Annotated in this window: 10 protein-coding genes; 3 read left to right on the top strand and 7 right to left on the bottom strand. The window is 63.7% G+C overall.

The genetic code is table 11. From position 1 onward, the window contains the following. Positions 1-10: 10 nt before the first annotated feature. Positions 11-1,552: an MFS transporter gene (locus ABVN19_RS00685; protein ID WP_028943220.1), complete on the bottom strand. Its 1,542-nt coding sequence runs from the start codon at positions 1,550-1,552 to the stop codon at positions 11-13. A gap of 109 nt (positions 1,553-1,661) precedes the next feature. Beyond that, complete coding sequence (locus tag ABVN19_RS00680; RefSeq protein ID WP_028943219.1) at positions 1,662-2,567, bottom strand: LysR family transcriptional regulator; 906 nt, start codon at positions 2,565-2,567, stop codon at positions 1,662-1,664. 165 nt (positions 2,568-2,732) lie between these two features. Between ABVN19_RS00680 and ABVN19_RS00675 the strand changes: the two genes are divergently transcribed. After that, a complete protein-coding gene (locus ABVN19_RS00675) occupies positions 2,733-3,173 on the top strand; it encodes a universal stress protein (protein WP_105641902.1) in 441 nt (146 codons plus the stop codon). A gap of 74 nt (positions 3,174-3,247) precedes the next feature. Here ABVN19_RS00675 and ABVN19_RS00670 read toward each other — a convergent pair whose 3' ends face one another. From ABVN19_RS00670 to ABVN19_RS00655, 4 genes are read right to left on the bottom strand one after another with little or no spacing between them, the layout of a single operon-like run. Next, complete coding sequence (locus tag ABVN19_RS00670; RefSeq protein ID WP_105641901.1) at positions 3,248-4,108, bottom strand: HlyD family secretion protein; 861 nt, start codon at positions 4,106-4,108, stop codon at positions 3,248-3,250. Between the two features lie 10 nt (positions 4,109-4,118). Beyond that, complete coding sequence (locus tag ABVN19_RS00665) at positions 4,119-4,319, bottom strand: DUF1656 domain-containing protein (RefSeq protein WP_028943216.1); 201 nt, start codon at positions 4,317-4,319, stop codon at positions 4,119-4,121. Continuing rightward, a complete protein-coding gene (locus ABVN19_RS00660; RefSeq protein WP_028943215.1) occupies positions 4,309-6,495 on the bottom strand; it encodes an FUSC family protein in 2,187 nt (728 codons plus the stop codon). The genes ABVN19_RS00665 and ABVN19_RS00660 overlap by 11 nt, the downstream gene beginning before the upstream one ends. Then, positions 6,492-8,018: an efflux transporter outer membrane subunit gene (locus ABVN19_RS00655; RefSeq protein ID WP_028943214.1), complete on the bottom strand. Its 1,527-nt coding sequence runs from the start codon at positions 8,016-8,018 to the stop codon at positions 6,492-6,494. Before ABVN19_RS00655 ends, ABVN19_RS00660 begins: the two co-directional genes overlap by 4 nt. A 186-nt stretch (positions 8,019-8,204) precedes the next feature. Between ABVN19_RS00655 and ABVN19_RS00650 the strand changes: the two genes are divergently transcribed. Continuing rightward, positions 8,205-9,152, top strand: a complete 948-nt coding sequence (locus tag ABVN19_RS00650; RefSeq protein ID WP_028943213.1) for a LysR family transcriptional regulator — start codon at positions 8,205-8,207, stop codon at positions 9,150-9,152. Positions 9,153-9,225: 73 nt separating this feature from the next. Further along, entirely contained in the window at positions 9,226-10,197 is a 972-nt protein-coding gene (locus ABVN19_RS00645; protein ID WP_028943212.1) for a D-glycerate dehydrogenase, read from the top strand. 192 nt (positions 10,198-10,389) lie between these two features. Here ABVN19_RS00645 and ABVN19_RS00640 read toward each other — a convergent pair whose 3' ends face one another. Then, the gene (locus ABVN19_RS00640; protein ID WP_028943211.1) at positions 10,390-11,313 is read right to left on the bottom strand and encodes a DMT family transporter; all 924 of its coding nucleotides are present in this window, start codon (positions 11,311-11,313) and stop codon (positions 10,390-10,392) included. Positions 11,314-11,347 lie beyond the last annotated feature (34 nt).

Here is an 11,347-nt window from a genome sequence, read left to right as displayed (position 1 = left end):
CACAAGTTCGTCAGGCCACGGCACGCGGCGGGTAGATCCGGGTAGGCACAAACGGAATCAGCAGGATCAGCGCCAGCGCCAGCAGCGCCATGCACAGGTAGAGGTCGGCACTGGTCAGCACCAGCGCCTGGTCGTGGATGCGCCGGGCAAGCCCTGCCGCCCCCTCGTCGGTCAGAGGTGAATTGCCGAGACTGTCCACCAGGTTGTTGGAATGAAAGTGGCGGCGCACTGTGGTCAAGGCTTCGATCAAGCCGCCCGCGACCACCGCCGCCAGGCCCTTGACAGTGTTGAACCAGGCCGAAGCAAAGGGGCCGTCCTGGGGCGTCATGCCGCCGGTGGCGAGCATCAGCAGCGGCAGCACAGCCATGGGCTGGGCGAGAATGTGCAGGGCTTGCAACCAGTAGAAGTTGTCGCGAATCCACACACTGGTGAGCTGGGTACCGGCCCAGCACGACAGCGCCAGCAGGCCAAGGCCCAGCGCCAGAACCCAGCGGCAATCCACTGCGCGAATATTGCAGAGCGCCGCCACCAGCGGCAGTGCCAGCAGTTGCGGACCGGCCACCAGCAGCATCAGCGGACCGGTCTGGGCTGGCCGATAGCCCTGGACCTGGGCGAGGAAGCTCGACGGAATGATGATCACCGCGGTGAGCACGATCAGCACGCCACAGAGGGTCACCAGGGCGTGGGTCAGGTTGCGGGTTTTGAGCATCTGCAACTTGAAGAACGGCAACGGTTCGGACCATTCATTGACCATGAACAGCACCAGCAGCACCAGGCCACCGCCAAGCAACCAGCAGATCAAGGGCGAGTCGAACCAGCCCATGCGATCACCCAGGGTCAGGCCGATCACCAGCGAACAGATGGCCGGCAAGCCGAGCAACAGGCCGCGCCAGTCGAACTGCTTGAAACGCTCCAGGCGCAGCGGGTCCTGGGGCAGTCCCCAGGCCACACAGGCCATGGCCACCAGGGACGGTGCAATGATCTGCCAGAACGCCCATTGCCATCCCACGTACTCGGTCCACAACCCCGCCAACGGGGTGCCCAGGTTAGGCCCGAAGGTGGCGGTCAGGGCATAGCCGGCCAGGCCGTAGACCTTGATCCCCGGTGGCAGAAAGCGCAGCGCGACACTCATCAGCATCGGTGGCAACGCCCCAGAAGCCAGGCCTTGCAGGGTTCGCAGCAGCATCAGGCTGGAGAGGTCTGGTGCATAGGGCTGCAGCAGTCCGAGCAGCGCAAAGGCGCCGATTGCGCAGAGGGTGAAGCGGCGCAGGGAAAAAGTCGCGGCCATCCACGGCGAAAAGGCCATGGCCGATACAGAGGCCGCCGAATACACGGCAATCAGCCAGGCACCTTCGTCGGCACCGATGAACATGGCGCCACGAATGTCGGCCAGCGAGGCCTTGGTAACCATTTCGTTGAGGCCGGCGCAGAGCACCGCCAGCAACACACCGAGCAGCCCGACCACAATACGCAGGCCAAAGGCCGCGGGTGCTGCGGGGGTGGCTACCGGTGCAGGTGCGACAGCTGCGGGCAGCGCAGTCAGCGAACTCATGTAAGACATCTCCGGGGGGAACAACTACCGGCAGAAGTCTATGAAGTGGGAATGTTGACGAAAACTGACATATTGGCAGTTTACTAGTGCAGTAAACGCAATCCGCGCTTCAAGGGTTCTCGCTGCAACAGGCCTTGAGGGTTTGCCGCAGCCAGCGGTGCGCGGGGTCGTTGTCAAAACGCGGGTGCCAGGCCTGCATCACCGTCACCCGCTCAAGCGGCAAGGGAATGCGGAACGAACGCAGTGGCAGGCCGAGCTTGGTCACGCTGTTGAGGATATTGGCCGGCATGGGCAACAGCAGGTCGGAGTCGGGCAGGGAAAACATCGCCGAATGAAAACTCGGGGTAATCAACGCCACGCGACGCTGCACCTTGTAGTTGGACAACTCGGCATCGATCGGCCCATTGGCCCGGCCTCGACGGGACACGCTGATCTGCGGGTAGGCGGCAAAGCGCTCGGGGGTGATCTCGGCCTCGAAGATCGGGTGATCCTGCCGTGCCAGCCCCACGTAGACGGTCTGGAACAGGCTTTGCACCTTGATCTCCGGGCCCAGGTCGATGGTGGAGCTGACGATGAGGTCGGTGCGCCCGTCACGCAGCACCGCATCGTCGTCACCGCCGCTTTCCGGCACGAAGCGCAGCACAGTGCGGGGTGCCTGCTCATGCATGGCGCTGAGCAGTTGGGCGCCATACAGGGCGATGAACAGGTCGTTGGTGCGTATGTTGAAGGCCCGGTCCAGGGAGGCTAGGTCGACTTCCTCGCGGCTGCGGAACACCAGCCCGGCCTGCTCCACCAGCGCCCGCACCTGCTCGTGCAGCGCCAGCGCCCGTGGCGTAGGCACCAGGCCGCGACCGGCGCGGACCAGGATCGGATCGCCGATGGCTTCACGAATGCGCCCCAGGGTCCGGCTCATGGCCGCAGGGCTCAGGTTCATCCGCCGCGCAGCGCCCACCACACTGCCTTCGTCGAGCAGCGCATCAAGGGCGACCAACAGGTTCATATCCGGGATCTGCATGTGCCAGGCATCCATCAGCGAGGGTGATTAACACGCAATGTTAACAGCTCGGCGGCGCCCGACGCGTTGCGCCAGACACAACTACACAGTGCGTTCCAAGCCATTTATCCGGGCCTGGGATTGGCCAACAATGATCGGCTAGCCCCAGCCCTGTGGAGACCCTGCATGCTCAGTCCCGTGTTGATCGCCATCGATGGTTCCAGCGCCTCGCGCGGGTTGCTGGCGCTTGCCCGGCAGTATTGCCTCCCAGACAGGCATATGGTGCAGGTGGTGCTGGCGGTCGACAGTGCCTTTGCCCTGGAACGGGTGACTGCGTACGAGGTACAGGAATATCCCGCAGCCACCGATGAACAGCGCCATGCCAACCAGGCAATGCAGCAGGCACTGGAGCAACTGCGAACGTGGGGGTTCGAGTGTGAGGGGGTGCTGGTGCCGGATGAGCCGGTAGTGGCGATCGCTTCCCAGGCCAGGGCAATTGATTGCGCGCTGATCATCATGGGGCACCGCCACCTGAATCGACTGGGTCGATTGCTGGACCCGTCGATCAGCAACAAGGTGATCGACCAAGTCCAATGCCCGGTGCTGGTGGACTCGCGCAACACCTGACAACACCGCATTGGCGACACCGCCGTAGCCCCTGCCGACAGGCTGCGATCGTCCGCGCAGCGGTCGCAACAAGGTCAACCCTGACTCGGCTTGACCACCACCGTGCAGGTGGTACCCGCCGCCAGCAGGAACCCTTCCGGCACCTCGTCGATGTGAATCCGCACCGGCACTCGCTGGGCCAGGCGCACCCAGTTGAACGTGGGGTTCACGTCCGCGATCAGCTCGCGGCTCTGCGGGTTGTCGCGGTCGTAGATGCCACGCGAAATACTCTCCACATGCCCCTTGAGCACCTCGCCGCTCATCATCTGCAGTTCGGCCTCATCGCCCACCTTGACCCGCGGCAGCTTGGTTTCTTCAAAGAAGCCATACACCCAGAACGACTCCTTATCGACCACCGCCATCTTCGGCTCGCCAGTACGCGCGTAGTCGCCACGGTGTACGTTGAGGTTGGTCACGTAGCCATCGACCGTGGCCAGAATCTTCGTGCGCTTGAGGTCCAGCTCGGCAGCCGCCAACTGTGCCTGAGCCTGTTGATAATCAGCCAGGGCCGAGTTGGCGATGTTGCTGGCGTCGTCGCGGTTCTCGCGGGAAATCACCAGGTTGTCCATGTCGGCACGGCGGTGGGCATTGACCTTGCGCATTTCCCAGGTGGCCTTGCGCGAGGCCACCAGCGCCTGGGCCTGCCTGACGGCCACTTGGTAGTGCTCGGGGTCGATCAGCATCAGCACGTCGCCCTTCTTCACCAGTTGGTTGTCGCGCACCGGCACATCCACCACATAGCCTGGCACGTCGGCGGCGACGTTGATGATGTCGGCGCGCACTCGCCCGTCCCGCGTCCAGGGTGTGTTCATGTAGTGCAGCCACAGCTGGCGGCCAATCACCACGGCAGCGGCCAGCACGAGCAGGGTGGCGATCAGGCTGAAAAACTTTTTCATCAACGGGGTCTCAACGGTAGAGAGTCAGGGCCATGGAACCGAACAGGCAGATAAACAGGCACAGGCGCAGCAGCGCCGGGTGCCAGAAAAAGCGGTAGCCATCGTGGCTGGCGATGAAGCGGTCCAGCCCCCAGGCAAGCCCGGCGGCGAACAGGAACATCAAGGTCATGGTGGGCATGTACACGCCATGGAAGGCGATTTCACGGGGCATGGTGCAGTCCTTGGGCCGGGGCCAGGGCGGCCAGCGGCGACTGGGGGTCGAGCAGCGAGGTGCGGATGAAGTGCAGGTAGCTCTGCACCCGGCGCAGGGCCGAGGTGTCGAAGTGGCGGGCAAAGGGTTCGTCGGTGGCCTGCACGCGGCTGATGGCATGGTCCACCGCCACCAGCGCACGCTCGTGGTTGCTCGCGCTCGGTTGCATGAACAACCGCGCCAGCGCACGGCCCATCACCCGGATGGCCTGGCGCCAGGGTTGCGACTCGGCATAGCACGGGTGTACCGGCAGGATCGCCTGCTCCTTGCGCAGCTCGATGATCGCGTGGCCCACCTCCAGCACCAGGAACATCCAGCGCAGCAGGTTGCTCTGCACCTGTGGCTTGCCGGCCGCCAGGCCATAGGCCTGGTGCAGCAGGTCGCGGGTGCGGCTTTCAAAACCCGAGCCCAGGCCGCGCAAGCGACCGCTGATGGCGAACAGCACCTGGCCGCGCAAGTCGCGCTCCAGGCGGCTCCACAACCAGCGGCTGTTGGGTGGCAGGATGATTGCCCCGGCCGCGGCGCACACCAGCATGCCGATGACCATGGCGATGTAATCGTTGATGAAGTTGTAGGGGTTGTAGATGGTCAGGTTGTCGGGCACCGATCCGGTGGCAAAGAAAATCAGCAACCCCAGACCGTAGCCGGCATAAGCCGGGCGCGAGGCCAGGAAGGCGCCGAACACGAACACCGGCGCCAGCACCAGGCAAAGCAAGGGGAAGCCGTCGATCCAGGGGAACACGAAGAAGGTTTCGAAGAAGCCCACGAAAGCGCCGAACAAGGTGCCACAGGCCATCTGGAACGACATGCGTTTGGGGTTGGGCGTAGCGGCCGACAAGCCCACGGTGGCGGCGGCGATCAGGGTCATCATCGCCCCGCTCGGCCACGCCGTGGCGATCCAGAAGCTGCCCAGCACCAACAGGATGAAAGCAGCACGCACACCGGCGGCCAGCGATACCATCCAGTTGGTCTGCGCCACATAGGGCTCGTCCCACTGTTCGCGGGCATGGTTGTGCTCGGTCAGCGAAGCGTGAGTCTGGGCGTAGTTGTGCATGTCGTCGACAAAGCGATAGAGCAGCTCGTAGGCGGTGTGAAAATCCAGCAGCTCGGCATCGCTCGGCCCGGTTTCGACATAGGCCGCACGCAAGCTGCGCACTCGCTCCGGCAGGCCCTCCTTGTAGGCCGCCAGTTCCTCGGCCAGGCGCATCGCATCGGCGTCGGTCAGGGCGCGGCCGGCATAGGCGTCGAGCAGTTCGGCCAGGGCCGAAAGGCCAGGCTCGATGGCGGTGACGATCTGCAACGGCCCTCGTGAACGCAGGCGCTCAAGCAACTGGTGCAAGGCGTTGAAGCGTGTGGTGATGGCCATGAACTCGCTGTTCATGCGTCCCAGCCGGCCATTGCGCCGGCGCATGTGCGGGTCTTCGAAGGCGGTGACGTTACGCAGGCTTTCCAGGCCCACCGCCTCGGCCACGAAGCGAACGTTGCTGCTCTCGAAGCGATCGCGCTGGCTGTCGCCGCGCAAGCCTTCGGCAACAAATCCTGCGAACACACCAAAGCGCTGGTACAGGGCATTGCGCATGGCCGCGCTGGCCGACTGCGGCAGGATCGCAGCACTGACCAGGGTCGAGACAAGGATACCCAGGGAGATTTCCAGCACCCGCCACACGGCGGCCATGAACGCCCCGTCCGGGTGTTCCAGTGCAGGCAAGCCGACCATGGCCGCGGTGTACCCGGCCAGCACGAAACCATAGGCACGAAAGGTGCGGTAGCGCATGGCGCCGGCCGAGCACAGGCCTACCCACAGCGCCAGGCTGGGCAAGAACAGCTCGGTGTTCTGCGGAAACAGGGCGATCAGCGCCACCATCATCGACGAGCCGGCCAGGGTGCCCAGCAGCCGCCAGAAGCTCTTGGCGAACACATGCCCACTCTGCGGCTGCATCACGATGAACACGGTGATCATCGCCGTGCGCGGCTGCGGCAGCTCCAGGCGCATGGCCAGCCACAAGGTGAGGAACGCCGCGCTCAGCACCTTGAAGATGTACACCCAGGTGACCCCGTCGGTGCGCGCCCATTCGAAGAATCCGCGGCGCCACTCAAGGCTGGCCAGCCAACGAAACGGCAGGGTCATGGCGCTCATTCGGCGTGGCCTGGTTTGTCGAAGATCGCCAGGGTGGCGGGTGTTGCGGGCGCGGCCTGCTGGTCTTCATCCGGCGCATCGCTGCCAGCACCCAGCCCACCGCCCAGTGCAGTGACCAGCTCGGCATGGGCGGTCAGGCGCGCGGCCTGGACTTGCTGCTGGATCTGCTGCTGGCGGAACAACAGGGTCTGGGCATTCAGTACATTGAGGTAGTCAGTCAGGCCGCGCTGGAAGGCAATCATGGCGATGTCGTAGGTCTTCTGCGCCGAGGCAACCGACTCGGCAGCAAAGTGTTGCTGCTCGTTCATCGATTCGCGGCGGATCAACTGATCGGAAATGCCTTTGAGCGCCTCGACCACCGTCTGGTTGTAGCGTGCCACAGCGATGTCATAGCCCGCCGACGCCACGCCCAACTGCGAGCGCAAGCGACCACCGTCGAACACCGGCAGGCTGATCGCCGGCCCAACGTTGTAGTTGAACTTGCGCCCGGTCAAAAACTCCAGTGGCCCACCGCCGGTGGCCATGAAGCCAAGCCCGCCGACCAGGTCGACATTGGGGAAGAAACCGGCATGGGCCACATCGATACCGCGTGCCTGCGCCGCCACCTGCCAGCGGCTGGCGACCACGTCAGGGCGTTGGCCGACCAACTCGGCGGGCAAGGCCGACGGCAGTTTCAGCGGCGCTCCCAGGGTCAGGCTTGGCCGCTGCAGTTGCGCGCCCTCCCCCGGGCCCTTGCCGGCCAGTGCAGCCAGTTGGTTGCGCGCCAGGGCTATTTCTTCGTTGAGGGCATCGAGTTGGCGATGGGTTTCCGGCAGCGGCGTCTGGGCCTGGCTGACTTCAAAATGAGTACCGATGCCACCGGCCAGGCGCCGTTCGGCCAGGGCGAGGATCTGCTCCTGCTGCTCAAGCTCGGCCTTGACGATGTCGCGCTGGGCAAAGTGCAGGGAGAGCTGGATGTACACCTTGACGATATTGTTCTGCAGTTCCAGCTGGGCCTGGCGCAACTGCGCGGCGCTCATGTGGGCCATGTCCACGGCCTGTTCGCTGGCGTTGCGCTCGCGGCCCCAGAGGTCCAGCGCATAGCTGAAACCAAGCGCCGCGTTGTTGTCCCAGGTGTTGGCACCCGACAGCGCGCCGGGACCGTAGAACTGGTCTTCGGGCCAATTGTGGCGCTTGAGGGTGGCGTCGCCGTTGACCTGGAGCTTTTCCGCCGACTCGACCACCCCGGCCATGGCCTTGGCCTCGCGCACCCGGGCAGCGGCCATGGCAATGTTCGGGCTGCCCTGCACGGCCAGGGCGATCCAGCGGTCGAGTTGTGGATCGCCATAGGCGCGCCACCACTGCTGGTCGGGCCAGTGAGCATCACGGGCGGCCTCGCGGATCGCCTCATCGGTGGTCAGGGTATTGGCTTGCAGCGTCTTGCTTTGCGGGGCGATGCCCCAAGTTCCGATACAGCCGCTCAAGGTCAAGCTAAGGGCACAGGCACTGAGCGCATTGAGCGCTCTGATGATGCGACGCGGCACAGCTGCAAATTCCCGACATAGAAGTGGATGACGCTAGGAGAACGCAATTCTAGGGGGCGGCTGCACTGGCGATAAGCGTGTATTACTGCGAATCTTTGTTACGAAAACAGCGATAATCCGGCTTTAGTCTGAAGACCGACACTGTTACTTCATGTCACAATTTGTCGTCTACTTTGAGAGCGACCCATGGACACCCTGCAAAACATGCGTGCTTTTAGTTGTGTGGCGCAAGTCGGCAGCTTCACTGCCGCAGCCGTGCAATTGGATACGACCACCGCCAACGTCTCGCGGGCGGTCTCCAATCTTGAAGCCCATCTGCAAACCCGCCTGCTCAACCGCACCACCCGCCGTATCGCCCTGACCGAAGCTGGCAAGCGCTACCTGATGCGCTGCGAACAAATCCTGACCTATGTCGAAGAAGCCGAAGCCGAGGCCAGCGACGCCCATGCCCGCCCGGCCGGGCAGCTGAAAGTGCATTCGATGACCGGTGTCGGCCAGCATTTCGTCATCGATGCCATTGCCCGCTACCGCGAAACCCACCCGGACGTGACCTTCGACCTGACCATGGCCAACCGCGTGCCGGACCTGCTCGACGAAGGCTATGACGTGTCCATCGTACTGGCCAGCGAACTGCCGGATTCGGGCTTTGTGTCCCAGCGCCTGGGCATCACCTACAGCATCGTCTGCGCATCGCCCGATTACGTGAGCCGTCACGGTATCGCGCAAAAGCCCAGCGACCTGCTCCAGCATGCCTGCCTGCGCATGGTCAGCCCGGTGATCCCGCTGGAGAAATGGCTGTTCGACGGTCCCGAAGGCCAGGAAGTGGTCAACATTACCCAGGCGCCGTTCCAGGTGAACTCCGCCGATGCAATGAAAACCGCGATCCGCAGTGGCATGGGCGTTGGCGTACTGCCGATCTATTCGGCCATAGAAGGCCTGCGTGATGGTTCGCTAGTACGGGTGATGCCCGAGTACCGCCTGCAGGAGCTGAACCTGTACGCGATCTACCCCTCGCGCCAGTACCTGGATGCCAAGATCAAGACCTGGGTCGAATACTTGCGCAACTCATTGCCGGAAATCCTCGCGGCCCACGAAGCCGACCTCAAGACCCACGAGCTGCTGGTCGCCAACTGAAATCTTGCTGCACAGGGGCGGTGGAGAATGATAGCGTGCTACCCATTCTCCACCGCCCGCAGAGATTTTGCCGATGAAAAAGACCGTCCTTGCCTTCAGCCGCATCACCCCGGCGATGGTCGAGCGCTTGCAGCAAGACTTCAACGTGATCGTGCCCAACCCCAAGCAGGGTGACATCAGCGCCCAGTTCAACGAGGCACTGCCCGAGGCGCACGGCCTGATCGGCGTGGGCCGCAAGCTCGGTGAGGCACAACTGGCCAATGCCACCAGGCTTGAAGTGGTGTCCAGTGTTTCGGTGGGCTACGACAACTACGATCTGAACTACTTCAACGCGCGTGGCATCGCCCTGACCAACACCCCGGATGTGCTGACTGAAAGCACCGCCGACCTGGGCTTTGCCCTGCTCATGGGCAGCGCTCGCCGAGTGGCCGAACTCGATGCCTGGACCAAGGCTGGGCAATGGCAGGCGACCGTGGGGCCGGCGCAGTTTGGTAGCGATGTGCATGGCAAGACCCTGGGCATTGTGGGCCTTGGCAACATCGGTGCGGCGATTGCCCGGCGTGGCCGCTTTGGTTTCAACATGCCGATCATCTACAGCGGCAACTCGCGCAAGCCTGTCCTGGAGCAAGAACTGGGCGCCCAGTTCCGCAGCCTCGACGCGCTGTTGGCCGAAGCCGACTTCGTCTGCCTGGTGGTGCCGCTCGGCGCGCAGACCAAACACCTGATCAGCACCCGCGAACTGCAACTGATGAAGCCCAGCGCCTTCCTGATCAACGTCTCGCGCGGGCCGGTGGTGGATGAAGCGGCGCTGGTACAGGCCCTGCAGGCAGGCACTATCCGTGGGGCGGGGCTTGATGTGTACGAGAAAGAGCCGCTGGCCGAATCGCCGCTGTTCCAGCTGCCCAATGCCCTGACCCTGCCGCATGTCGGTTCGGCCACTGCCGAAACTCGCGAAGCCATGGCCAACCGCGCGATCGACAACCTGCGCAGTGCATTGCGGGGTGAGCGTCCGCGGGACCTGGTGAATCCGCAGGTGTGGAAGTAAGCGCGAAACTGCTCGCGGGGCAGGTACACACACAATCTGTGGGAGCGGGCTTGCCCCGCGATGGCCAGTGCAGCAGCACATTCGGTATCGCCTGAATTACGGCCGCTGCGCGGCCGATCGCGGATGACTCCGCTCTCTCAGAAATCGCGCAGACACCGCCACGCAGCGGGCGGTGACTCAGCGCCCTGTTCACTATCGCGGGGCAAGTCGAGACGTCGCGCCGCCGCTGCTACCGGTTGGAGCAGGCTGCGGTGCCTTGCGAAACACCAGCACATTCCCCAGCATCACCAGCACCAACCCCGCCAGCGCTGGCGCAGTCCATTGATAGCCCTCATAGAACGCCGACACGTTCAACGCCACCAGCGGGAACAGCACCGTGCAATATGCCGCTCGCTCCGGCCCCATGCGCCCGACCAGTGTCAGGTAGGCCGTAAAGCCGATCACCGATCCCGGAATCACCAGGTACAACAGCGAGCCGATGTAGCGCGTATTCCACTCCATGTTGAAAGGAATTCCGCTGACCAGGCAGTACACCCCGAGCATCATCGCGCCATAGAGCATGCCCCAGGCATTGGTAGTCATCGGCTTGAGTCCGGCCTTCTGCTGCAGGCTCGACAACAGGTTGCCCGCCGAGAAACACAAGGTGCCCAGCAGCGCCAACCCCAACCCGATCATGGTCTCGCGGCTGGCCGCATGCCCAGCCAGTTCCGGCCAGAACAGCAGGCCCAGCCCTGCCAGACCCAAGGCCCCACCGGCGAGCACATTGGCGGCGATCTTCTGGCCGAAGAACACGCGGGCATTGAGTGCGTTCCACAGCGTAGCCGTAGAAAAAACCACGGCGATCAAGCCACTGGGTATCCATTGGCTGGCGGTGAGAAAACACATGAAGTTGACGCAGAACAGGCACAAGCCCTGGGCCAGGCAGATGCCGTGACCACGCCGGTTCATTGGCTGCAGGCGGCGGCTGAGCAAGAGAATGGCGAACAGGATCAACCCGGCCAGGGCAAAGCGGTAGACGATCGAAACGGGGATGGCGACCACGCCCAATTGCAGCTTCAGGGCGATCCAGGTGGTGCCCCAGATCAATACAGTGAGCAGGTACAACGACAGGTTCATGGCAAGGCTCCTCCGGCTTGAAGCTCAGTGTCGG

The organism is Pseudomonas vranovensis (assembly GCF_040438935.1).
Classification (GTDB): domain Bacteria; phylum Pseudomonadota; class Gammaproteobacteria; order Pseudomonadales; family Pseudomonadaceae; genus Aquipseudomonas; species Aquipseudomonas vranovensis.
This window is presented reverse-complemented; position numbering and strand designations above follow the sequence as displayed.